Below are 22,624 nucleotides of genomic sequence, written 5' to 3' on the forward strand. Positions count from 1 at the left end.
ACTGATTGTTTTTTGAGCGCCCCGATGCCGGTGAAACGGCCGTACTCGTGCACGTCGATTTTCCCGACGAGCACGCCCGGGAGGACCCGGGCGAATTTCTCGAGCTGGTGCGGTCCGCCGGCGCGACGGCGGCCACGCTGCTGACCGCCAGCCGCAACCGCCCGGATACCCGCACCTTTATCGGCTCGGGCAAGCTTGAAGAGCTGCGTGCCATGCTGGCGGCGCACGAGGCTGAGCTGGTGCTTTTCAACCACGGCCTGAGCCCGTCCCAGGAGCGTAATCTGGAGCGCGAGCTCAACTGCCGAGTGCTGGACCGCACCAGTTTGATCCTGGATATTTTTGCCCAGCGGGCGCGAACCCACGAAGGCAAGCTGCAGGTTGAGCTTGCCCAGCTTGAGCATGTCTCCACGCGCCTGGTGCGCGGCTGGACACACCTCGAGCGCCAGGCCGGCGGCATCGGCGGGCGCGGCCCGGGGGAAACCCAGCTGGAGACCGACCGCCGGCTGCTGCGCGGCCGGATCAAGGCGATTCACAAGCAGCTCAACAAGGTGCGCAAGCAGCGCGAGCAAAATCGCCGGGCGCGGGCTCGGGCGGAGATCAGCAGCATTTCGCTGGTCGGCTATACCAACGCCGGCAAGTCGACGCTGTTCAACGCGCTGACCGACGCCCACGTCTATCAGGCCGACCAGCTGTTCGCTACCCTGGACCCGACGCTGCGGCGCCTGGAAATCGACGACGTGGGGCCGGTGATCATGGCCGATACCGTGGGCTTTATCCGCCACCTGCCGCACAAGCTGGTCGAGGCGTTTCAGGCCACGCTGCAGGAAGCGGTGGATGCCTCGCTTCTGGTCCACGTGATCGACGCAGCCGACCCTGATCGCGAGCTCAACGTCGAACAGGTCGACGAGGTGCTCGAGGAAATCGGCGCGGATCGCGTGCCTATGCTCAAGGTCATGAACAAGATCGACCGGCTGGACAGCGCCCCGCGCATCGAGCGCGACGGCGACGGAGTGCCCGACACCGTCTGGCTCTCGGCCCAGGATGGCCGCGGAATTGATCTGCTCTATCAGGCGTTGAGCGAACGTCTGGCCTATGATGTCATCGACTTTTCGCTGACGCTTAAGCCGGAGCAGGGCAAACTGCGCGCCGGGCTGCACGAGCTTAACGCCGTGCAGTCCGAATATTTTGACGAAAACGGGCGCCCGGTACTTGACGTGCGTCTGCAGCGACGCGACTTTAACCAGCTGATGGCAAGACTTGGCGAGCGTGCCGATACCTATTTGCCCGAGGCCCTCAAGGAGCCGGCCGGCTGGTAGGCGCCCGGCCCTGAGCGCCGGCCCGACGGCGATGACCCCGCGATAGCACGCTCAAGAACAGCACGCTCAAGAACAGCACATATAAAGATAGCAGGATGACAGGGCACGGCGTCGCGCCTAGGCGCCCCGACGCGGCGTGCCGGTGAACACCTTGATGGAGACTAACGTATGGCCTGGAACGAGCCTGGTGGTGGCAACCAGCACGACCCCTGGAGCGGGGGCGGTCGACGCAAGGGCGGCGACAGCGGCGGCAACCGCGGAGGCGGTGGCGGAAACGGCGGCGGACCGCCGGACCTTGACGAGGCGCTGAAGAAGTTTCAGCAGAAGATCAACGGCATGCTGGGCAAGAAAAAAGGCGGCAACGGCGGCGGCGGTGGCAACGGCGGCGGCAAGTCGCGCAGCGCCTTTACCCTGCCCGGGCTTTTGATCGTCGTGGCGCTGGCCATCTGGGCGGCGTCGGGCTTTTACCTGGTCGACCAGTCCGAGCGCGGCGTGGTGCTGCGCTTTGGCAAGTTCCAGGAGATCGTCACGCCCGGCCTGCAGTGGAATCCGCCGCTGATTGACGACGTGCGCATGGTCAACGTGACCCGGGTGCGCTCGCTGACCCAGACCCAGTCGATGCTGACCCAGGATGAAAACATCGTGAAGGTCGAGATATCGGCCCAGTACCGGGTATCGGATCCGTCCAACTTCATGCTCAACGTGCGCAATCCCAACCTGACCATTGAAAACGCGCTGGATTCGTCCCTGCGCCACGTGGTTGGCGGCACCAACATGATCGATATCCTGACGTCCGGGCGTGAGATTCTCGGCAGCTCGGTGGCCAGCCGTCTGCAGACCTACCTGGACAACTACGACGTGGGCATCCAGCTGCAGACCATCAACATCGAGTCCACCTCGGCGCCGGAGCCGGTGATCGACGCCTTCGACGACGTCATCCGCGCTCGAGAGGACCGCCAGCGGACAATTAACCAGGCCGTGGCCTATGCCAATGCCATTATTCCCCAGGCCCAGGGGCAGGCCCAGCGGGTTATCGAGCAGGGCCAGGGCTATCGCGAATCGGTAGTGGCCGAGGCCCAGGGTCAGGCCAACCGCTTCCTGTCGCTGCTTTCCGAGTACCAGAACTCGCCGGCAACCATGCGCGAGCGCCTGTACATCGAAGCCATTGAAGACGTTTTCGGCGCCACGCCCAAGGTGCTGCTGGATACCGGTGACAACGCGCCGCTGATGTACCTGCCGCTGGACAAGCTCGGCGGCAAGGGCGGCACGATGTCCAACGACGGTAAGCAGTTGGACCCCCGTGTCCTTGAGAATATCTCGCCGCAGGCGGCCTCGTCGTCTTCGTCAAGCCGTTCCGGCAGCAACGCCGGCAACCGCTCCAACAACAGAACGTCCACCCGCAGGGAGGGCCGGTAAATGATCAATAATCGATCCCTGCTGATCGTCGGTGGCCTGGCGGTTGCCGCTTGGCTTGCCAGCAGTAGCCTGTTTGTCGTGGATGAAACCGAGCGCGCGGTGAAGCTTCGATTTGGCGAAGTCGTGGAAGAGAACATCGAGCCGGGGCTGCACTTCAAAGTGCCCATCACCCATACGGTGCGCAAGTTCGATACCCGGCTGCTGACTCTGGATACCGACACCAGCCGCTATCTGACCGAAGAGCAGAAAGCCGTTATCGTCGACTCCTATGTTCAGTGGGAAGTCGTCGATCCGACGCTTTACTACGAGGCCACGGCGGGGGATGAAACCATGGCCGTGCGGCTGATCCAGCCCCGGGTGGACGAAAGCCTGCGTAACGCCTTTGGCCGGCTGGAGCTGCAGCAGATCATCGCTGAAAACCGCGACGAGCTCATGACCGGTCCCCGCAAAGATCTGGATAGCCTGATGCGCGACGAGCTCGGGGTCGCCATCCGCGATATCCGTATCAAGCGTATTGACCTGCCCGAAGACGTGTCCGCGGCGGTGTTCGAGCGGATGCGCTCCGAGCGTGAGCGCGAGGCCCGCGAGTGGCGTGCCCAGGGGAAGGAAGAGGCCGAGCGGATCCAGGCTAACGCCGATCGCCGCCGCCAGGTGCTGCTGGCCCAGGCCCGCGAGCGTTCGGAAACGCTGCGCGGTGAAGGCGATGCCGAGGCGGCGCAGATTTATTCCAGCGCCTACGAGCAGGACGCCGAGTTCTTCTCTTTCTGGCGTAGCCTCAACGCCTACCGCAAGAGCTTTGCCGACAGCGACAACCTCCTGGTGCTGGAACCGGACAGCGAGTTTTTCCGCTATCTGAACAACGCCATGCCGGCGTCGGAAGACGCGGAGTAAGTCGCCGCCCGCCGGAGGAACGGGGTTTCTCCGGCGGCCAAACATGGTAGACTTCGTTAACCGGGCGTTGCCCGGTTTTTTTGTGGCCTCACGTTAGCGGATTTGTCGCGCTGCCGATGAATTCCCGGGGGCTTTCACCGTCGTCTCGCAGGATTGTTGACATGACCATCGCTGACCGCTGGCTGTTGCCCGACGGCATGGATGAGGTGCTGCCGCCGCAGGCAAGCCGCATGGAGGAGCTCCGCCGCGGGCTGCTGGACCTCTATTACCGCTGGGGATACGACCAGGTAATGCCGCCGCCGGCGGAGTTTCTCGATTCGCTTTTGACCGGTACCGGCACCGACCTCGATTTACAAACCTTCAAGCTCACCGATCAGCTGACCGGGCGCATGATGGGCGCTACCGCCGACGTGACGCCTCAGGTCGCGCGGATGGATGCCCACTCGCTGCGCCGGGAAGGGCCGGTGCGGCTGTGCTACTGCACCAGCGTCATGCGCGCTACGGCTGACCCTTATCAGGGCGGGCGCAGCCCGGTGCAGGTCGGCGTTGAGCTTTTTGGCCATAGCGGACTTGAAGCCGACAGCGAAATCATCCAGCTGGCGCTGGAAAGCCTGACCGCGGCCGGCGCCGGCGAGCTGCACCTGGCGCTTGGCCACATCGGCATCTATCGCAGCCTGGTCGAGGCCGCGGCGCTCAACGAAGAGCAGGAGCGGGCGCTGTTTACCGCGCTGGCGCTGAAATCTCCCGGCGCCATTGAACGCGAAGTCCAGCGCACCGTGAGCGACCCGGCGCTGGCCGACATGCTGACGGCGCTGGGTGAGCTTCACGGCGACGTGAGCGTGCTCGATCGGGCCCGGGATGTCTTTGCCGGCGCGCCGGCCACGGTGACCGCCGCCCTCGACGAGCTTTTGGCGCTACAGCGCCGGGTGCGCGCGCGCTTTGACGTCTCGCTGTATTTTGATCTGTCCGAACTGCGCGGCTATCAGTACCACACCGGGATGATGTTTGCCGCCTACGTGCCGGGCTACGGCCATGCCCTGGCCAAGGGCGGCCGCTATGACGATACCGGACGGGTCTTCGGCCGCGCCCGCCCGGCCACCGGGTTTTCCACGGATTTGAAACAGCTGGCGACTCTGGCGGAGGCGACGCCGGCGCCGGGGGCGATTCTGGCGCCGGCCATTGATGAGGACGCGCTGTGCGACGCCGTGGCGGAGCTTCGCCGCCGCGGCGAGCGCGTCATCCAAGCGCTGCCGGGGCAGCGCGACGAGCCGCTGGCGCACGGCTGCGACCGTCGGCTAGAGCTTATCGACGGCCGTTGGCAGCCAACGGCCCTGACACAAGAGACGAGTGCATAATGGGTAAGAATGTCGTAGTACTGGGCACCCAGTGGGGTGACGAAGGCAAGGGCAAGATCGTTGACCTGCTCACCGAATCGGCGTCGGCGGTGGTGCGCTTCCAGGGCGGCCATAACGCCGGCCACACGCTGGTAATCGACGGCGAAAAAACCGTGCTGCACCTGATTCCGTCGGGCGTTCTGCGCGACGACAAGATCTGCGTGATCGGCAACGGCGTGGTGCTCTCCCCGGAGGCGCTGCTCAATGAAATTCACGAGCTGGAGCAGAAGGACGTGCCGGTGCGCGAGCGGCTGCGGTTGTCGCCGGCCTGCCCGCTGATCCTGCCCTACCACGTGCGCCTGGATCAGGCCCGGGAAAAAGCCCGCGGCGTGGCCAAGATTGGCACCACCGGCCGCGGCATCGGCCCGGCCTACGAAGACAAGGTCGCGCGCCGCGGGCTGCGCCTGGGCGACATGCTCCACCGCGAGCGTTTCGCCGCCAAGCTCGGCGAGGTGCTCGACTACCACAACTTCGTGCTGACCCGCTACCACGGCGAGCCGGCGGTGGATTTCCAGGCGGTGCTCGACAGCGCCATGGCCATGGCCGACGAGCTGCGCCCCATGGTCAGCGACACCGTGGGCCTGGTGCACTCCCTGCGACAGCGCGGCGAGAATATCCTCTTTGAAGGCGCGCAGGGGGCGCTTCTGGACATCGACCACGGCACCTACCCCTACGTCACCAGCTCCAACACCACCGCCGGCGGTACTGCCACCGGGTCGGGCGTGGGGCCTTTGTACCTCGACTACGTACTAGGCATTACCAAGGCCTACACCACCCGGGTGGGCTCCGGGCCTTTCCCCACCGAGCTGTTTGACGACCACGGCCGCCACCTGGCGGAGAAGGGCCACGAGTTTGGCGCCACCACCGGGCGCGCGCGGCGCTGCGGCTGGTTTGACGCCGTGGCCCTGCGCCACTCGGTGCAGATCAACTCGATTTCCGGGCTCTGCCTGACCAAGCTCGACGTGCTCGACGGCCTGGAAACCATCCGCGTGTGCGTGGGCTATCGCAGCAAGGACGGCGACGTGCTGGACAACCCGGTGGATTCCGAGGGCTACGAGGCCATCGAGCCTTTGTACCAGGACCTGCCGGGCTGGGAGGAGTCCACGCTGGGGGTCAAAAGCGTCGACGGCCTGCCGGCCAACGCCCGAGCCTACATCAGCTTTCTGGAAGAGCAGATCGGCACCAGCATCGCCATGATTTCCACCGGCCCCGACCGCGTGGAAACCATCGTGCTGCGTAACCCCTTTGACGGCTGATTCCGCGCGGACGGGTTAAAAATCGATGCCGCGGCGGGCCTGAATGCCGCTGGCGAAGGCGTGGCGGACTTCCTGCATCTCGGTGACGGTGTCCGCCATGGCGACCAGGTCGCGGTGGGCATTGCGCCCGGTGATAATGACCGTCTGCTCCGGCGGGCGGTTCTCCAGCGCCTCCCTGACGGTATCGATATCGAGATAGCCGAACTTGAGCATGTAGGTGATTTCGTCAAGCACCACCAGATAAATCTCCGGGTCGGCGAGCATGCGCGCGGCGTCGGCCCAGACTTCCTCGCAGGCCCGGGTGTCGGCTTCGCGGTTCTGGGTGTCCCAGGTAAAGCCCGTGGCCATGATGGCGACGTCAAGGTTGGGGTCGTCTTCCAGGCGGTTGCGCTCGCCGCACTCCCAGAGCCCCTTGATGAACTGCACCACGCCGACCCGGTAGCCGTAGCCCAGCGCTCGGGTCACGGTGCCCCAGGCGGCGGTGGTCTTGCCCTTGCCGTTGCCGGTGTTGACGATGATCAGGCCGCGCTGCTCGGTGGCGTTGGCGACTTTTTCGTCCACGCGCGCCTTCAGTTTTTGCATTGACGCTTTATGGCGCGTCTCGCGATCGCTCATGGTATCTCCCGAGGTGGTTGGATTGGCGCCGTAGCCTAGGCCATGCCCGCGTGTCGGACAAGGCTTGGATGGCTGGCGGTGGGTCTTATTTAGTCAGCTAATGAAATTGGCGGGCAGCGGGGTGGCTGCTCTAGAATAGCGGGTCATCCCATGTCAGGAAGCGTCTACTTTCAGGAAGTGACCATGCCCTCGTTTGATATCGTATCCGAATTTGATCGCCACGAAGCGACCAACGCCGTTGACCAGGCCAACCGCGAAGTGCAAACCCGCTTTGATTTTCGCGGCGTCGACGCCGGCTTTACCCTGGAGGGCGACAGCGTCGCGCTGGAGGCCGAGGCGGATTTCCAGCTTCAGCAGATGCTTGAGATGCTGCGCGGGCGGCTGATCGCCCGAGGCATCGACGCACGCTGCATGGACGTCAAGGAGCCGGAACTCTCAGGGGTTCGGGCGCGTCAGACGGTAACGCTCAAGCAAGGGCTCGAGCAGGCCGACGCCAAGGACATCGTCAAGCGCATCAAGGCGAGCAAGGCCAAGGTGCAGGCGCAGATCCAGGGCGAAAAAGTCCGCGTGACCGGGAAAAAACGCGACGACCTGCAGGGCATCATGGCGCTGCTGCGCGGCGAGGAAGGCCCCGATTTGCCGCTGCAATTCGACAATTTCCGCGACTGATCCAGGCCGCTGCCGGCGAGCCTGGCTTACTGTTTTTTCTTTTACTGTATTTGCCGTCGGCCCATCAGAGCCGCTGCCAACAAGGAGTCATGCGCTATGTCAAAACCGCAGCCGGTTTATTTAAGCGACTACCAGCCGCCCGCCTATCGGGTGACCCATACCGAGCTGACCTTTGACCTAGACCCCGCCAATACCCGCGTCGAGGCGTGCCTGACCGTCGAGCGCCACCCGGACGCCGGCGCCGATGCGCCGCTTTATTTCCACGGCGAGCAGCTGACGCTCGAGTCCGTCGCCGTTGACGGCGAACCCCTGGCGGACAGCGCCTATCGCCACGACGACAAAGGGCTGACCATTGCTGACGTGCCCGCGGCGTTTACTCTGGAAACCCGGGTGCGTGTGGCGCCCAGGGACAACACCGCGCTGGAAGGGCTCTACCAGTCCAACGGCATGTACTGCACCCAGTGCGAGGCCGAAGGCTTTCGCCGGATCACCTTTTACCCGGACCGTCCGGACGTCATGACGGTATTTCGCGTCACCGTGATCGGCGACGCCGAGCGCGAGCCGGTGCTGCTGGCCAACGGCAACCCGGTCGAGCGCGGCGGGCTTGACGGCGGGCGCCACTTCGTTACCTGGGAAGACCCACACCCCAAGCCGTCCTACCTGTTTGCCCTGGTCGCCGGCGATCTTGCGTGTGTGGAGGACAGCTTCACCACCATGGGCGGCCGCGACGTCACGCTGCAAATTTGGGTCGAGGAAGAAAATCTGGGCAAGACCGACCACGCCCTGGCTTCGCTCAAGCGTGCCATGCGCTGGGACGAGGAGCGCTACGGTCGCGAGTACGATCTTGATCGCTTCATGATCGTCGCGGTCAACGACTTCAACATGGGCGCCATGGAAAACAAGGGGCTCAATATCTTCAACTCGGCGGCGGTGCTGACCCACCCGGACACCGCCACCGACGCCGCCTTCCAGCAGGTGGAGGGCATCGTCGCCCACGAGTACTTCCACAACTGGTCGGGCAACCGCGTGACCTGCCGGGACTGGTTTCAGCTCTCGCTCAAGGAAGGCTTTACCGTGTTCCGCGACCAGAGCTTCACCGCGGATACCAACTCGGCGGCGCTCAAGCGCATTCAGGACGTGACGTTTTTCCGCACCGCCCAGTTTGCCGAGGACGCCGGCCCCACGGCGCACCCGGTGCGCCCGGACCACTACATCGAGATCACCAACTTCTATACCCTGACGGTTTACGAGAAAGGGGCAGAAGTGGTGCGCATGCTAAAAAACCTGGTGGGCTGGGACGCCTTCCGCCGGGGCAGCGATCTTTACTTCGCGCGCTTTGACGGCCAGGCGGTAACCATCGAGGACTTCGTCGGCTGCATGGTGGAAGCCTCGGGCGAGGATTTGTCCCAGTTCATGCGCTGGTATGATCAGGCGGGTACCCCGGAGATCGACGCCCACGGCGAGTACGACTACGCCAACGCCGAATACCGCCTGACCCTGCGTCAGCGCACCCCGGCAACGATAGGGCAGCAGGCCCCCGAGCCGCTGCACATCCCCGTGCGCATGGGGCTCATCGGGACCAAGTCGGGGCACGATTTGACGTTGACGCTCGACGGCGAAGCCTGCGGCAAGGATACCGTACTCAACCTGTGCGAAGCCGAGCAGACGTTCGTCTTCACCGACGTCGCGGAGGCGCCCACGCCGTCGCTTTTACGCCATTTCTCGGCGCCGGTGAAGCTGTACTTCCCCTATTCCCGGGAGGGTCTGGCGTTTCTGCTCACCCAGGACAGCGACGGTTTTAACCGCTGGGAAGCCAGCCAGCGCCTGGCCATGCTGGCCCTGAACGATCTCATTGCCGCTCACCGCAACGGCGTGGAAAAGGTCATGGACACCCGCGTGGTGGAGGCTTACCGGACGCTGCTCAACGCGCCGGCCGAAGACAAGGCGGTGATGGCCGAAATGCTGCGGCTGCCGTCCGAGGCCTGCATTGCCGAGCATCAGCCGCTGGTGGACGTGGACGCCATCCACGCCGCCCGAGAGTTTGTGTGCCAGTCGCTGGGCTTTGCCCTGCGCGACGATTTTCTCGCGCTGTTCAAGGCCAATCAGGCGGACGAGCCCTACGCGCCGACGCCTGAGCAGATTGGCCGGCGCAGCCTGAAAAACGTAGCGCTGGGCTATCTCATGACCATCGAAGACGAGGTCGGGATCGAGCACTGCCAGGCGCAGTTTGACGCCGGTCACAACATGACCGACGTGCGCCAGGCGCTGACCCTGCTGGTGCACTCCAGCCGCGACGACCTGTCCGCTCCGGCGCTCAGGGCCTTTGGCGAAAAATGGGCTCACGACCCTCTGGTCATGGACCAGTGGTTCAGCATTCAGGTATCGCGGCCCCAGGACGACGTGCTCGATCGCGTCAAGTACCTGATGGAGCACCCGGCCTTTTCGCTGACCAATCCCAACAAGGTGCGGGCGCTGCTGGGTACCTTCGCGCAAAACCGCATCAACTTTCATCGGCTGGACGGCGCGGGCTACGCCCTGCTGGCCGATACGGTGATCGAACTTGACGGGTTAAACCCGGAAATGGCGGCCGGCCTGATGACGCCGCTGACGCGCTGGCGCCGCTTTGACGATACCCGTCAGGCGCTGATGCAGGCCGAACTCCAGCGCATCCACGACCGGCCGCTGTCGGCCAACGTTTTTGAGATGGTGGACAAGGCGCTGGGCTAAAAGCGGACGGCTTCGGGCGACACAGCGACAATAGGGACAACGGCAATACGAGGTGGACGGATACGGTGAGCGACATCAATCGGCGTTATGTACTGGTAGTAAACGGCAAGTCTGCCGGCGATCCGGCGCTGCGGGCCGCGGTGGCCAAGAAGCGGCGGGCGGGTATGGCGCTGATTGTCTATGCCACCTGGGAAGCCGGGGACGCGGCGATGTTTGCCGAAGCGGCCGTGGATCACGGCGCCACCCACGTGATTGCCGGCGGCGGCGACGGTACGGTCAACGAAGTGGTCAACGGCCTGATGCGTCTTCCCCGGGAAAAGCGTCCGGCGCTGGGCATTGTGCCGCTGGGCAGCGCCAACGACTTTGCCCGCTCGCTGGGGCTGCCCCTGGAGCCCTACGCCGCGCTGCAGAAGATCTGCCGCTGGGAGCCCCAGCCGGTGGACGTGGTGCGGATTTCCGCCACCGGGCAGGGCAAGGGCGTGGACGAGTACTACCTCAACATGGCTACCGGCGGTTTTGGCGCCGAGGTGACCTCGACCACGCCCAAGCTGCTCAAGCGCCTGCTGGGCGGGGCGGCCTACTCGGTGATGGGAGCGCTCAAGACCTGGCGCCACCGCAGCTACGAAGGCACGCTCAACTGGGATAACTGCGAAGAGAAGGCCGCGTTTTTGCTGGTGGCGCTGGGCAATGCCCGCCAGTCCGGCGGCGGCCAGGTGCTGGCGCCCAGCGCCAGGATCAACGACGGCTACCTGGACATGCTGCTGGTCAAGGACTTCGGCTCTTTCAGGGAGCTTCCGCAGCTGATCCGCGAGCTGCGCGAATTTCCGGCCCGGGGGCGCTTTGTGCGCTACCTGCCGGTGTCCAAACTCTCGGTGAGCACCGACCCAAGCCATCCGCCCTGGCCGTTGACCCTGGACGGCGAAGCGCATCGCTTTGACGCCTTTTCCGCCGAGGTCGTCCCCCTGGCGCTGCGCTTGGCCATGCCCGCGGACTCCGAGCTGCTGGTGGCTACAACTCCTGAGTCGCTTACCGGCGAGACAGCCGCGACAACCCAAACGACGGCCGCGGCGACAAGACGCCGGCGCCCGACAAGGTCGCGCAGACGGCCAGACCTTCTACGGCCTGGCCAACGGCCTAGCCCTGTTTTACTTACAGCGACGGTAAGGAGAATACCGCCATGTCAAACCGCTTTTGGATACCGACGCTCATGGCCACGGCGCTGCTGCTTGGCGCCTGCAGCGATGATGACGCGTCAGAACCGGCCCCGGAAGGCGGCGACACCCCCGCCGAGCAGAGCGAAGACGCGCCGGCTGAGACGGCAGACACCACCGAGTCGGCGTCTTCGGACGAGGCGCCCGATCTGGATACGGCCGATCCGGAGACCGACGCGGAGACGCCGGCCCCGGCCGGCGAGACGGATAGCGCCGCCGGCGATTCGGCGTCTGACGATACGGCGCCTGAAGACGTTACGGCCGAAGACGCTACGTCTGAAGGGGCTGTGCCCAAAGAGGTCACCGCCGACGACGACACGCTTTCCGCAGACCCCGAAGACGTGCTCGAGGACGAGGACGCCGCCATGCCCGGCGAGGTCACGAAGTCCGACGTGGACGACGTGATCAGCGATATCGACCGGCGCTTCGAAGAAGCCGAGCAGGAGCTCAAGGAGCAGTTCGAAGAGGCGGAAAAGCAGGCGCCGACGACCGAGCCGCTACCCGGAGATGCGGGCGCCTCAGCGGAAAACGGCATGCCGTCAGAGAAGGACGTCGCGCTGCCGGATGAGGAGCTGGATATTGAACCTTCCGCCCCGCCCGGCAAGCTCGACGGCGAGATTGGCAAGTCGGAGGTCGACGAGCTGATCGAAGACGCCGAGCGGCGTTTTGAAGAAACCCAGCAGCAGCTCCAGGAGCAGTACAAGGAGCTTGAGCAGCAGGACGTGGAGACCGCCTCGGATACGGCCACGCCCACGGTGGACGAGCCGGAGCGCGACTGACAGGCATAAAAAAAGCCCGCCGACCGGCGGGCTTCTGCGATGTTCCTGGCGCTCGCAGGCGCTATATCCTCAGGGTGTTGATCAAGAGCTTGCTCAGGGGTTGGCTCAAGAGCATACCTTAAGAAATTAGCCCTGAGAGAATCAGTGGGCCTGGATATTCGAGGCTTGTAAGCCTTTCTTGCCCTGGGTGACCTCAAAGCTGACCTTTTGGCCGTCCTGCAGGGACTTGAAGCCTTCGGCCTGAATTTCGGAAAAGTGGGCGAACAAGTCGTCACCGCCGTCATCCGGAGAGATGAAGCCGTAACCCTTGGTGTCGTTGAACCACTTTACAGTGCCAGTTGCCATTATCAATTTCCTTGCTTGCTTGGTTATCTGACGAAGGCACCTTTGCCTGATCGTCAATTTCAATGTAGAGGTTAAATGTCGGGGCGTAAAGTCTCGGCCAATGATTTTTACCGCTTAACGGAGCCGGCAGCATGGCCGAGTGGAGTTTGATCGACGGGCACTTCGGGGCTTTTGTGGTGGCCATTACGCTACTTTCTCTGACGCCGGGGGTGGATACGCTGCTGGTGATCCGCAACACCGCCCGGGGCGGCGTCGGCGACGGCGTGGCCACCAGCCTTGCCATTTGCTGCGGGCTTTTTATTCACGCCGCGGTATCGGCGCTGGGCATTTCGCTGATTCTTTTGCAGTCGGCGACGGCGTTTGGCGCGCTGAAGTTTGCCGGGGCGGCCTATCTGGTCTGGCTGGGCGTGCAGAGCCTGGGCGCCATGCGCCGGGGGCAGGGGCTGGCCGCGGAGGGTACGGCGGGTGCCCGGGGGCAGGCCAGGCGACTGCAGGCGGCGCGCGAAGGGCTCGTCTCCAACGTGCTCAACCCCAAGACCGTGGTGTTTTATATGGCCTTTCTGCCGCAGTTCATCGCGCCCGAGGACCCGGCGCTGGTGAAGTCGCTGTGGCTTGCCGGCGTGCACTTTGCCATTGCCAACGCCTGGCAGATCGCCGTGGCGCTGATGGTGGGGCGCGCCGGCCGCTTTCTGGCAAGCGCCCGCGTGGCGCGCGCGCTCAACGGGCTGACCGGCAGCGTGCTGATTGCCTTCGGCATTCGGCTGGCGCTGGAGCAGCGGCCGTAGGGCGGCCGTTCCAGCGCCGTGACAGCCGATGCCCGGCATCAGCGCATCAGCGAACGATCGTAGCGGGTGTTGCGCTCGGCTTCGCTCAGCAGCGATACGCCCTCGGCATCGCCGCCCTGGGCCAGGTGCTGGAAAATCGCCCGGTAGGTCAGCACGGCCTGGACGTAGTGGCGGGTTTCGCGGAAGGGGATGCGCTCGACGAAGAGGTCGAAGTCCTCGGCGCGGTGCTCGCCCAGCCAGCGGTCGACCCGGCGGGGGCCGGCGTTATAGGCCGCCGTCGCCGCCAGGCGATTACCCCGGTAGCGCTTTAGCGTTTCGCTGAAGTAGGCGCTGCCCAGGCGGACGTTGAGCTCGGGGTCGAGCACGCCGTAGCGGCCCGGCGCGTCAAGCCCCAGCGAGCGGCTGACGTCGCTCGCGGTACCGGGCATCAGCTGCATCAGCCCCAGTGCCCCGGCAGGGGAGCGCGCCTTGGGGTTGTAGGCGCTTTCCCGCCGGGCAATGGCCATCAGCAGGTAGGGGTCCACGTCGTTGCGGCGGCCAAAGCGCTCGAAGGCGTCGCGGTAGGCGTGGGGAAAGCGCCATTCCAGCGCGTCCCACATCTTGCCGGCAATGGTGGTTTGCACCAGCCGGGCGGGCCAGCTTTCGTGGCCTGTCTCGGCCTGCTGCGCGGCGTAGCCGGCAAGCGCCTGGGCGCGCTCGGGCGTGGCCCGGCGCACGGCGTGGAGCCATTCGCTGGTGGCAAGCCCCGGCTCGCCGATGCGAATCAGCGCCTCGGTGCGGCGCACTTCGGGCAGCGCGGCAATGCGCTCCCGGGTGGCCTCGTCAAAGCCGTAGCGGGCCATGTTGAACGAGTAGGGCTGATCCAGACGCTCGGCGGCGGCGAAGCCGTAAAAGTCGCGCTCCTCGGCGGCGTTCTGGTAGTGACGGCGGGCGGCGCCGCCGTCGCCCAGCTGGGCGTCGGCCCGGGCCAGCCAGTACTGCCAGCGGCTGTTTTCCCGCTCTTCGGCGGGCATTTGGCCGACCCAGTGGCGCACGTCTCCCCAGGCGCGCTCGGCCAGGGCCCGGCGGACCCGGAGCTCCCGCACCCGCTCGCTGTCCAGGGTGGGCAGCACGCCGTCGACCCAGTCAAGGGTGCCGGGGGTGTCGCGCACCAGGGCGTAGAACGCCAGCTCCTCTTCAATGGCGCGGCGGGTGGCGGATGAGAGGTTAACGCGCGAGGCCTTGGCCTGCCAGGCGGCGAAGGCGGCCTCGGTATCGCCGCGGGTCAGGCGTTCCATGGCGGCGCGATAAAAGCCGCCGGTGGCGGCGCACTCAGGCCCCAGGCAGTCCGGCGCAAGGCTCAGGCTCTCGGGGTCACGGCGGGTGTTTTCCGCGGTGCTGACGGCGGTGTGCCAGCGCTCATCCAGCTGATCCAGCAGGTAGTCCATCAAGCGGGTCTGCTTGGCTTCCCAGGCGAGCATGGCGCGGTCCCATACGTCGTCGGCGTCGATCACTCCGCGGCTTTGCAGACGGTTGAACAGCGCGTCGCAGGCGGTGGGGCGCGACTGGCCCACAAGCCACAGCTCGCGGCCCAGCTCCTCGGCCCGGGTCGGGTTTTGTTCCAGCAGGGCAGTGGCATAGTGGCACTGGCGTTCGGCCCCGGCCGGCTTGTCGTCGGCCACGGCCAGCAGGTCGTCAAAGCGCTCGGCTTCGCCGTAGGCGCTGATGGCCTGGCCGCGCATCCAGACCGACAGCGGCGAGTCCTCGTGCTCCGTGATAAAGGCATTGACCCGCCCGGGGGAGGCCTCGGGTAGCGCCCCCCGCAGCCGGTGATAGTCGACGTAGCCGTGCAGTATATGCCCGGCAACCGCGCTATCATTGATGCTGGCCCAGCGCTGCTCGCGAGCGTCGGCCAGGGCGTCGCGCATGGCCGTGTCAGACAGGGCAAGCGCCGCCGGTGGCAGGCTGCCCAGCAGTAGCGCCCCGGCCAGTCCCACGGTCTTGGCTCGATGATAAAAGCGGCGTCGCAAAGCGTGCATGACGAACTCCTCGCGTCAGGATGAAACATCCGGGTCAGGGTGAACACAGCAGAGCGGGGCGAAAAGGCTTGAAGCTCAAGGGCTGTTTGACTATCAAAGGATGTGTAACGAACAGATGTGAACGGACAGCCGCACATGCTGCCCGAAATGCTGTCCCGATCATACGGTGAGAAGCGCCGGAGTGCGATAGACCGGTCTCCGCCGATAAGCTGCCAGGAGGTGGCATATGGCACTGTACTCCCGTCAACGGTGGCGCCGGCTCAAGTCCCGGGCCTGGACGCTGCCGCGCATAGCCCGCGGGCTGCGGCTGTTTTTCCCCATGACCCGCGACGTCATGGGCGGACGCTATCGCCCGGTGCCGTGGAAGGCGTTTGCGCTGATGGCAGGGGCCATCGGCTACCTGGTGATGCCGTTTGACCTGATTCCGGATTTCATCCTGCCGTTTGGCCTGCTGGACGATGCCGTTATCGTTAGCTGGCTGCTGGCGCGCGTCGATGAGCAGCTGGACGCGTACCGAGCCTGGCAGGACGGCCGCTCGCGCTAACGGTGTCTTGAAAACGGCTGGCCAAGCCCCATATTTCGTTCACGCCATATTCATGCCGCGCGGGCCCATCGCCTTCTGCGCGGCCGGTAGGAAACGACAACGACCCGAGGGCTGAAATAATGACCACCGCAACCAGGGAAGAAACGCTGGGTTTCCAGACGGAAGTCAAGCAGCTGCTGAACCTGATGATCAACTCGCTGTACTCCAACCGCGAAATTTTCCTCCGCGAGCTGATTTCCAACGCCGCCGACGCCTGCGACAAGCTGCGCTACGCGGCCCTTGACAACGACGCGCTGTACGAGGGCGACAGCGAGCTGCGCGTGGAGATCGAGCACGACAGCGACGCCGGCACCGTTACGCTGCGGGACAACGGCATCGGCATGAGCCGCGACGACGTCATCGCCAATCTGGGCACCATTGCCAAGAGCGGCACCGCCGAGTTCCTGCAGCAGCTTTCCGGCGAGCAGCAAAAGGATGCCAACCTGATCGGCCAGTTCGGGGTGGGCTTTTACTCAAGCTTCATCGTCGCCGACGAGGTCTCTGTCCGCACCCGCAAGGCCGGCGCTCCCGCGGCCGAAGGCGTGGAGTGGCGTTCGGCGGGCGAGGGCGAGTTCACCATCGGCGAGCTTGAGCGCGACGCTCACGGCACCGAAATCGTCCTGCAGCTGAAAGAGGACGCCAAGGAGTTTGCCGACGACTCCCGCCTGCAGAACCTGGTGCGCAAGTACTCCGACCACATCGAAGTGCCGGTGAAAATGCCCAGGACCGAAGCCGCCAAGGACGATGACGGCAACGACGTCGAAGGCAGCGAAGTCACCACCTGGGAAACCGTTAACGAAGCCACCGCGCTCTGGGTGCGCCCCAAAAGCGAAATCACCGCGGACGAGTACAAGGCGTTCTACAAGCACGTATCCCACGACTTCTCCGATCCGCTGACCTGGAGCCACAACAAGGTCGAGGGCAAGCTCGAATACACTAGCCTGCTGTTCGTGCCCGGCCGCGCGCCGTTCGACCTTTACGAGCGCGACGGTGCCCGCGGGGTCAAGCTGTACGTTCAGCGCGTGTTCATCATGGACGACGCCGAGCAGTTCCTGCCGCTGTACCTGCGCTTCATCAAGGGCGTGCTGGATACGCGGGATCTGTCGCTCAACGTGTCCCGGGAGATTCTCCAGCAGGACCCTCAGGTCGAGAAGATCAAGAGCGCGCTGACCAAGCGCAGCCTGGACATGCTGAAAAAGCTGACCAAGGACACCGAGACCTACCAGACGTTCTGGAACACCTTCGGCAGCGTACTCAAGGAAGGCCCGGGCGAAGATCCCGGCAATCGCGAAAACATTGCCGGCCTGCTGCGCTTCTCGTCCACCCATACCGACAGCGCCACTCAGGACCAGTCCCTTGCCGACTACGTCGAGCGCATGAAGGAAGGCCAGCAGAAGATCTACTACATCGTCGCCGACGGCTTCAACGCGGCGAAGAGCAGCCCGCATCTGGAAATCTTCCGCAAGAAGGGCATCGAGGTGCTGCTGCTCTCCGATCGCATCGACGAGTGGCTAATGAGCCATCTCACCGAGTTTGACGGCAAGACCCTGACCGACGTGGCCAAGGGCGAGCTGGATCTTGGCGATGTCGAAGACGAGGAAGAGAAAAAGGCCCAGGAAGAAACCGCCAAGGACAAGGAAGACCTGGTCAAGCGCGTTCAGGAAGCGCTGGGCGAGAGCGTTCAGGAAGTCAAGGTAACCCACCGTCTGACCGACTCGCCGGCCTGCGTGGTGCTGCCCGAGCACGAAATGGGCTTTCAGATGCGCCGTATCATGGAAGCCGCCGGCCAGCCGCTGCCCGAGGTCAAACCGATTCTTGAGCTCAACCCCGGGCACGCGCTGGTGAATCGCCTGGAAGGCGCTGACGAAGCCAGCTTCAGCGATCTGGCCCACATTCTGCTGGATCAGGCGATCATCGCCGAAGGCGGCCATCTGGAAGACCCGGCGGCCTATGTCAAGCGGCTGAACGGCGTATTGACCGCCTAAACCGCCCGCGACGCGCGCCACGGCCCGTCAGGCTTGCCTGGCGGGCCGTTTGTTTTGCCGGCGCATTTGCTAAAGTATTGAGTTATCACCATTTCGGCAGGACACCCTAATATGGCGGAACAGCAGATCAAGGTCGCGGTGCTGGGCGGCGGCAGCTTCGGCACCGCGCTTTCCAGCATCGCCGCGGACAACGGCGCCCAGGTGCGCCAGTGGATGCGAGACGCCGCGCTGGTCGAGCAGATCAACCGCGAACACCGCAACGGGCGCTACCTGCCCGACTATGCCATAAACGAGGCGGTGCACGCCTCTACCGACATGCAGGCGGTGCTTGAGGGCGTCGAGCTTGTGCTGATCGCGATTCCCTCCAAGGCCTTTCGCCAGGTGGTGCAGGCGGCGCGCCAGTGGCTGCGCCCCGAGCAGATCCTGGTGAGCACCACCAAGGGCATCGAGTCCGATAGTTTCATGCTCATGAGCCAGGTGCTGGAGCAGGAGACCGGCTTTGCCCACATCGGCGTCATTGCCGGGCCCAACCTGGCCTCGGAGATCGCCGACAAGCAGCTCACCGCCACGGTGGTGGCAAGCGCCGACGCCGAGACCCGGACCCGGGTGCAGCAGGTGCTGAGCTGCGGGTATTTTCGCGTCTACGCCAGCAGCGACCGCCACGGCGTGGAGCTGGGCGGGGCGCTGAAGAATATCTACGCCATTGCCGCGGGCATGGCGGCCGCCCTCGGTATGGGCGAAAACACCCGCAGCATGCTGATGACCCGGGCGCTGGCGGAAATGAGCCGCTTTGCCGTGGCCCAGGGCGCCAACCCCATGACCTTTCTGGGGCTTTCCGGCGTCGGCGATTTGATCGTGACCTGCTCCTCGAGCCTATCGCGCAACTACCGCGTGGGCTATGCCATGGGCGAAGGCCGCACCCTCAAGCAGGCGGTGGATGCCCTGGGCCAGGTAGCCGAAGGGGTCAACACCGTGAAGCTTGTGTGCGCCAAGGCCTCTGAAATCGGCGTCTACATGCCGCTGGCCGAAGGGCTTGAGCGCGTGCTGTTCCAGGGCGTGCCGGCCAAGCAGATGGCCAGCGGCCTGATGACCGGCGAGCAGAGTAGCGACGTGGAATTTGTGCTGCCCCGGGCCGAGGTGCAAAAGGCCCACCGGGATACCCCGAACAGCCAGACAACAGGAGACCCGCAATGAGTTATCTCTGGATCATGCGCCACGGCGAGGCCGCTGACGGCTCGCCGGACAGCGCCCGGCCGTTGACGGCCGACGGCGAACAGCAGGCAAGCCTCATGGCAAGCCGGCTGGCCGAGCGCTGTCAGGCGGACGGCACGGCGGTCACGCGGATCGTGACCAGCCCCTACCTTCGCGCCCGGCAAACCGCCGCCGTCATGGGCGACGCCCTGGGCGTGGCCGTGGAAACGCTCTCCGGGATTACCCCGGAGGATTCGCCCCAGGCGTTTTGCGACTGGCTGGTCAACCAGCCGGGTAACCTGCTGGTGGTCAGCCATATGCCGCTGGTCGGCGGACTGACCGGGCTTTTGGTCGACGGCCGCGAAGACCAGGGCCGGGCGTTTCCCACGGCGGACATAGCCGAACTCGAGGCCGACGTCTGGGCCGCCGGCTGCGCCCGGCTTACAAGCTTTACCGCGCCTTAGGGGCTTTTATACCAGCGCGTCGAGCTTTTCCTTGAGCAACTGATTGACCTGCTGAGGATTGGCCGTGCCGCGCGAAGCCTTCATCACCTGGCCGACAAAGTAGCCGATCATCTTGCCGCGCTTGTCGGGTTCGGCCTCGACGTACTGGGCCACCTGTTTGGGGCTCTGGGCAATGACGTCGTCGATCATCGCCTCGATGGCGCCGGTATCGGTGACCTGTTTTAAGCCCTTGGCCTCGATAACGGCGTCGGCGCTATCGCCCTGGCCGTCCCACAGCGCCTGGAACACCTGCTTGGCGGCCTTGCCGCTGATGGTGTCGTCCTTGACCCGGGCAATAAGCTCGCCCAGCTGGCGGGCGCTCACCGGGCTCTCGCCCACCTCCAGGTGCTCGCGCTTGAGCGCCGCGGAAAGCTCGCCCTGCACCCAGTTGGCCGCCTGCTTGGCGTCGCCGCAGACGTTCATGGCCTCTTCAAAGTAGTCGGCCATGTCGCGGCTGGCGGCGATCACCGAGGCGTCGTAGGCCGAGAGCCCAAGCTCATCCTCAAAGCGCTCGCGCTTGGCGGCGGGAAGCTCCGGCAGAGCGTCGCGCAGATGATCGATGTAGGCCTGATCCAGCACGATGGGCAACAGGTCCGGGCAGGGGAAGTAGCGGTAGTCGTTGGCTTCCTCCTTGGTGCGCATGCTGCGGGTTTCGTCGCGGTCCGGATCAAACAGGCGGGTTTCCTGGACCACCTCGCCGCCGTCCTCGATGAGCTCGATCTGGCGCTCGACCTCAAAGGCGATGGCGTGCTCGACAAAGCGGAAGGAGTTGACGTTCTTGATCTCCGCCCGGGTGCCAAATTCGGCCTGGCCCTTGGGGCGCACCGAGACGTTGACGTCGCAGCGCATGGAGCCCTCGGCCATGTTGCCGTCGGAAATGCCCAGGTAGGTGACGATGGAATGGATCGCCCGAAGATAGGCCGAGGCCTCTTTGGCCGAGCGCATGTCCGGCTCGGAGACGATTTCCAGAAGCGGCGTGCCGGCGCGGTTCAGGTCGATGCCGGTCATTTCCCGGCCGCCGTCGTCGGTAAAGCTTTCGTGGAGCGACTTGCCGGCGTCTTCTTCCAGGTGCGCGTGGTGAATGCGGATGCGCCGGGTGACGTCGTTGTCCAGGCGGATGTCAAGCTCCCCGGGCCCGACGATGGGGTAATACATCTGGCTGGTCTGGTAGCCCTTGGGCAGGTCGGCGTAGAAGTAGTTCTTGCGGTCAAACACGGACGTTTCGGCGATCTCGGCGTTGACGCCGAGGCCAAACTGCACGGCCATGGCCACCGCCTGCTCGTTCACCACCGGCAGGGTGCCGGGCATTCCCAGATCCACGGCGCTGGCCTGGGTATTGGCCTCGGCGCCGAAGGCGGTGGAGGCGCCGGAGAAAATCTTCGAGCGTGTGGCGAGCTGGACGTGGACCTCAAGCCCAATCACGGTTTCCCATTGCATCAGGCGATCTCCTTGGCGAAAGCGGGACGTTGTTGGTGCCAGTCGGTGGCCTGCTGGAACTGGTGGGCGACATTCAGCAGCCGGGCTTCGGCGAAGTGCGCGCCGAGGATCTGCAGCCCCACCGGGCGGCCACCGGAGAAGCCGGCGGGCACGCTGATGCCGGGGATGCCGGCGAGGTTGACGGCGATGGTGTAGATGTCCTGCAGATACATCGACACCGGGTCTTTCTGCGCGCCGAGGTCGAACGCCGGCGTCGGCGAGGTCGGCCCCATGAGCACGTCGACCTGGTCAAAGGCGTCGAGAAAATCCTGGCGAATGAGCCGGCGGACCTTCTGCGCCTTGGTGTAGTAGGCGTCGAAGAAGCCCTCGGACAGGGTGTGCGTGCCGATGAGAATGCGCCGCTTGACCTCTTCGCCGAAGCCTTCGGCCCGGGAGCGCTGGTAGAGATCGATCAGGTCTTCGGGGTGGTCGCAGCGGTGGCCGAAGCGCACGCCGTCAAACCGCGCCAGGTTCGACGACGCCTCCGCCGGGGCGATGACGTAGTAGGCCGAGGTGGCGTAGCGGGTGTGGGGCAGGCTGACGTCGCGCACGGTAGCGCCCAGAGATTCGTACACCTTGACCGCCTCGCGCACCGCGCTTTCCACCGCCGGGTCCAGGCCGTCGCCGAAGTATTCTTTGGGCAGGCCGATCTTGAGCCCGGCGAGGGGCGCGTCGAGCTCGGCGGCGTAGTCGGGCACGCAGCGCGCAGCGCTGGTGGAGTCGCGCAGGTCGTGGCCGGCGATGGCGCCGAGCAGGTGGGCGCAGTCTTCGGCGGTGCGCGCCATGGGCCCGGCCTGGTCCAGGCTCGAGGCGTAGGCGATGATGCCGTAGCGCGACACGCGCCCGTAGGTGGGCTTGAGCCCGGTAATGCCGCAGAACGCGGCGGGCTGGCGGATCGAGCCGCCGGTGTCGCTACCCATGGAGGCCGGCGCCAGGCCCGCCGCCACGGCGGCGGCGCTGCCCCCGGATGAGCCGCCGGGTACGGCGGAGAGGTCCCAGGGGTTTTTTACCGCGCCGTAGTAGCTCGACTCGTTGGACGAGCCCATGGCGAATTCGTCCATGTTGGTCTTGCCAAGGCTTACGCAGCCGGCGGCGTCGAGCTTTTCCGCCACCGTGGCGCTGTAGGGGGCGACGAAGTTATCCAGCATTTTCGAGCCGTTGGTGGCCTTGACGTCGCGGACACAGAAATTGTCCTTGAGCGACAGCGGCACGCCGGTGAGAAAGCCGGCGCGGCCGTCGGTCCGGGCCCGGTCAGCGTCGTCGGCGGCGGCCAGCGCCTGCTCGGCGGTGACGCTGATGAAGCTGTTGAGCGTCGGCTCGGCGCGCTCGATGCGCTTGAGGTAGTCGGTGGTCAGCTCGCGGCTGGAGGCGTCGCCTTTTTGCAGCGCGGCGGCAAGCGAGGTAACGGTGTGATCAAAAGTGTCGTCAGCAGTGCGGTCAGACATGGCCCACAGGCTCCGTTGA

The 22,624-nt window shown here is 65.1% G+C and carries 19 protein-coding genes; 14 read left to right on the top strand and 5 right to left on the bottom strand.

Annotated features, from left to right (window positions below):
• The first annotated feature begins 5 nt into the window (after positions 1–5).
• The 5 genes from hflX (at position 6) to ACZ46Y_RS06155 (ending at position 6,273) form a co-directional block, all read left to right on the top strand.
• Positions 6–1,316 carry a ribosome rescue GTPase HflX gene (hflX, locus tag ACZ46Y_RS06135; RefSeq protein WP_311955033.1) on the top strand — a complete coding sequence of 437 codons (1,311 nt, stop codon included), beginning with the start codon at positions 6–8 and terminating at the stop codon, positions 1,314–1,316.
• A 168-nt stretch (positions 1,317–1,484) separates the two neighbouring features.
• The gene (hflK, locus tag ACZ46Y_RS06140) at positions 1,485–2,732 is read left to right on the top strand and encodes an FtsH protease activity modulator HflK (RefSeq protein WP_311955034.1); all 1,248 of its coding nucleotides are present in this window, start codon (positions 1,485–1,487) and stop codon (positions 2,730–2,732) included.
• Positions 2,733–3,623, top strand: a complete 891-nt coding sequence (gene hflC, locus ACZ46Y_RS06145; protein ID WP_311955035.1) for a protease modulator HflC — start codon at positions 2,733–2,735, stop codon at positions 3,621–3,623.
• Between the two features lie 161 nt (positions 3,624–3,784).
• On the top strand, positions 3,785–4,978 hold the full coding sequence (locus ACZ46Y_RS06150; protein WP_311955036.1) for an ATP phosphoribosyltransferase regulatory subunit: 1,194 nt from the start codon (positions 3,785–3,787) through the stop codon (positions 4,976–4,978).
• Complete coding sequence (locus ACZ46Y_RS06155) at positions 4,978–6,273, top strand: adenylosuccinate synthase (protein ID WP_311955037.1); 1,296 nt, start codon at positions 4,978–4,980, stop codon at positions 6,271–6,273. The genes ACZ46Y_RS06150 and ACZ46Y_RS06155 overlap by 1 nt, the downstream gene beginning before the upstream one ends.
• A gap of 15 nt (positions 6,274–6,288) precedes the next feature.
• On the opposite strand, the gene cobO is transcribed toward ACZ46Y_RS06155, so the two are convergent.
• Entirely contained in the window at positions 6,289–6,888 is a 600-nt protein-coding gene (gene cobO / locus ACZ46Y_RS06160) for a cob(I)yrinic acid a,c-diamide adenosyltransferase (RefSeq protein WP_311955038.1), read from the bottom strand.
• A 183-nt stretch (positions 6,889–7,071) separates the two neighbouring features.
• On the opposite strand from cobO, the gene ACZ46Y_RS06165 reads away from it, so the two are divergent.
• The 4 genes from ACZ46Y_RS06165 to ACZ46Y_RS06180 all read left to right on the top strand — a co-directional run bounded on the left by ACZ46Y_RS06165 (position 7,072) and on the right by ACZ46Y_RS06180 (position 12,274).
• On the top strand, positions 7,072–7,557 hold the full coding sequence (locus ACZ46Y_RS06165; RefSeq protein ID WP_311955136.1) for a YajQ family cyclic di-GMP-binding protein: 486 nt from the start codon (positions 7,072–7,074) through the stop codon (positions 7,555–7,557).
• A gap of 96 nt (positions 7,558–7,653) precedes the next feature.
• A complete protein-coding gene (pepN, locus tag ACZ46Y_RS06170; RefSeq protein WP_311955039.1) occupies positions 7,654–10,284 on the top strand; it encodes an aminopeptidase N in 2,631 nt (876 codons plus the stop codon).
• A 65-nt stretch (positions 10,285–10,349) separates the two neighbouring features.
• Entirely contained in the window at positions 10,350–11,900 is a 1,551-nt protein-coding gene (yegS, locus tag ACZ46Y_RS06175; protein ID WP_311955040.1) for a lipid kinase YegS, read from the top strand.
• A complete protein-coding gene (locus tag ACZ46Y_RS06180) occupies positions 11,783–12,274 on the top strand; it encodes a hypothetical protein (RefSeq protein ID WP_311955041.1) in 492 nt (163 codons plus the stop codon). Before yegS ends, ACZ46Y_RS06180 begins: the two co-directional genes overlap by 118 nt.
• Positions 12,275–12,415: 141 nt before the next feature.
• Here the strand turns inward: ACZ46Y_RS06180 and ACZ46Y_RS06185 are convergent, their stop codons facing one another.
• Positions 12,416–12,619, bottom strand: coding sequence for a cold-shock protein (locus ACZ46Y_RS06185; protein ID WP_311885436.1), 204 nt, complete (start codon positions 12,617–12,619; stop codon positions 12,416–12,418).
• Positions 12,620–12,750: 131 nt separating this feature from the next.
• On the opposite strand from ACZ46Y_RS06185, the gene ACZ46Y_RS06190 reads away from it, so the two are divergent.
• Positions 12,751–13,404, top strand: coding sequence for a LysE family translocator (locus ACZ46Y_RS06190; protein WP_311955042.1), 654 nt, complete (start codon positions 12,751–12,753; stop codon positions 13,402–13,404).
• A 38-nt stretch (positions 13,405–13,442) separates the two neighbouring features.
• Here the strand turns inward: ACZ46Y_RS06190 and ACZ46Y_RS06195 are convergent, their stop codons facing one another.
• Complete coding sequence (locus ACZ46Y_RS06195) at positions 13,443–15,422, bottom strand: transglycosylase SLT domain-containing protein (protein ID WP_311955043.1); 1,980 nt, start codon at positions 15,420–15,422, stop codon at positions 13,443–13,445.
• A gap of 226 nt (positions 15,423–15,648) precedes the next feature.
• Between ACZ46Y_RS06195 and ACZ46Y_RS06200 the strand changes: the two genes are divergently transcribed.
• From ACZ46Y_RS06200 to sixA, 4 genes are all read left to right on the top strand, one after another.
• Complete coding sequence (locus ACZ46Y_RS06200; RefSeq protein ID WP_311955044.1) at positions 15,649–15,966, top strand: YkvA family protein; 318 nt, start codon at positions 15,649–15,651, stop codon at positions 15,964–15,966.
• 119 nt (positions 15,967–16,085) lie between these two features.
• Entirely contained in the window at positions 16,086–17,990 is a 1,905-nt protein-coding gene (gene htpG, locus ACZ46Y_RS06205; protein WP_311955045.1) for a molecular chaperone HtpG, read from the top strand.
• Positions 17,991–18,101: 111 nt separating this feature from the next.
• A complete protein-coding gene (locus tag ACZ46Y_RS06210) occupies positions 18,102–19,184 on the top strand; it encodes an NAD(P)H-dependent glycerol-3-phosphate dehydrogenase (RefSeq protein ID WP_311955046.1) in 1,083 nt (360 codons plus the stop codon).
• Complete coding sequence (sixA, locus tag ACZ46Y_RS06215; protein ID WP_311955047.1) at positions 19,181–19,645, top strand: phosphohistidine phosphatase SixA; 465 nt, start codon at positions 19,181–19,183, stop codon at positions 19,643–19,645. Before ACZ46Y_RS06210 ends, sixA begins: the two co-directional genes overlap by 4 nt.
• A gap of 6 nt (positions 19,646–19,651) precedes the next feature.
• Here sixA and gatB read toward each other — a convergent pair whose 3' ends face one another.
• Both gatB and gatA read right to left on the bottom strand, forming a co-directional pair.
• On the bottom strand, positions 19,652–21,121 hold the full coding sequence (gene gatB / locus ACZ46Y_RS06220) for an Asp-tRNA(Asn)/Glu-tRNA(Gln) amidotransferase subunit GatB (RefSeq protein ID WP_311955048.1): 1,470 nt from the start codon (positions 21,119–21,121) through the stop codon (positions 19,652–19,654).
• A complete protein-coding gene (gene gatA / locus ACZ46Y_RS06225; protein ID WP_311955049.1) occupies positions 21,121–22,605 on the bottom strand; it encodes an Asp-tRNA(Asn)/Glu-tRNA(Gln) amidotransferase subunit GatA in 1,485 nt (494 codons plus the stop codon). The genes gatB and gatA overlap by 1 nt, the downstream gene beginning before the upstream one ends.
• Positions 22,606–22,624: the final 19 nt, after the last annotated feature.

It is taken from the genome of Halomonas garicola (assembly GCF_055382465.1).

What these genes read in the sequence shown, in the direction of transcription:
- sixA (WP_311955047.1), top strand. Translation starts at nt 19,181, where the DNA reads ATGAGTTATCTCTGGATCATGCGCCACGGCGAGGCCGCTGACGGCTCG.
- gatA (WP_311955049.1), bottom strand. Translation starts at nt 22,605, where the DNA reads ATGTCTGACCGCACTGCTGACGACACTTTTGATCACACCGTTACCTCG.
- ACZ46Y_RS06165 (WP_311955136.1), top strand. Translation starts at nt 7,072, where the DNA reads ATGCCCTCGTTTGATATCGTATCCGAATTTGATCGCCACGAAGCGACC.
- pepN (WP_311955039.1), top strand. Translation starts at nt 7,654, where the DNA reads ATGTCAAAACCGCAGCCGGTTTATTTAAGCGACTACCAGCCGCCCGCC.
- ACZ46Y_RS06195 (WP_311955043.1), bottom strand. Translation starts at nt 15,422, where the DNA reads ATGCACGCTTTGCGACGCCGCTTTTATCATCGAGCCAAGACCGTGGGA.
- ACZ46Y_RS06150 (WP_311955036.1), top strand. Translation starts at nt 3,785, where the DNA reads ATGACCATCGCTGACCGCTGGCTGTTGCCCGACGGCATGGATGAGGTG.
- hflK (WP_311955034.1), top strand. Translation starts at nt 1,485, where the DNA reads ATGGCCTGGAACGAGCCTGGTGGTGGCAACCAGCACGACCCCTGGAGC.
- htpG (WP_311955045.1), top strand. Translation starts at nt 16,086, where the DNA reads ATGACCACCGCAACCAGGGAAGAAACGCTGGGTTTCCAGACGGAAGTC.
- ACZ46Y_RS06200 (WP_311955044.1), top strand. Translation starts at nt 15,649, where the DNA reads ATGGCACTGTACTCCCGTCAACGGTGGCGCCGGCTCAAGTCCCGGGCC.
- ACZ46Y_RS06155 (WP_311955037.1), top strand. Translation starts at nt 4,978, where the DNA reads ATGGGTAAGAATGTCGTAGTACTGGGCACCCAGTGGGGTGACGAAGGC.
- cobO (WP_311955038.1), bottom strand. Translation starts at nt 6,888, where the DNA reads ATGAGCGATCGCGAGACGCGCCATAAAGCGTCAATGCAAAAACTGAAG.
- ACZ46Y_RS06210 (WP_311955046.1), top strand. Translation starts at nt 18,102, where the DNA reads ATGGCGGAACAGCAGATCAAGGTCGCGGTGCTGGGCGGCGGCAGCTTC.
- ACZ46Y_RS06190 (WP_311955042.1), top strand. Translation starts at nt 12,751, where the DNA reads ATGGCCGAGTGGAGTTTGATCGACGGGCACTTCGGGGCTTTTGTGGTG.
- ACZ46Y_RS06185 (WP_311885436.1), bottom strand. Translation starts at nt 12,619, where the DNA reads ATGGCAACTGGCACTGTAAAGTGGTTCAACGACACCAAGGGTTACGGC.
- hflC (WP_311955035.1), top strand. Translation starts at nt 2,733, where the DNA reads ATGATCAATAATCGATCCCTGCTGATCGTCGGTGGCCTGGCGGTTGCC.
- gatB (WP_311955048.1), bottom strand. Translation starts at nt 21,121, where the DNA reads ATGCAATGGGAAACCGTGATTGGGCTTGAGGTCCACGTCCAGCTCGCC.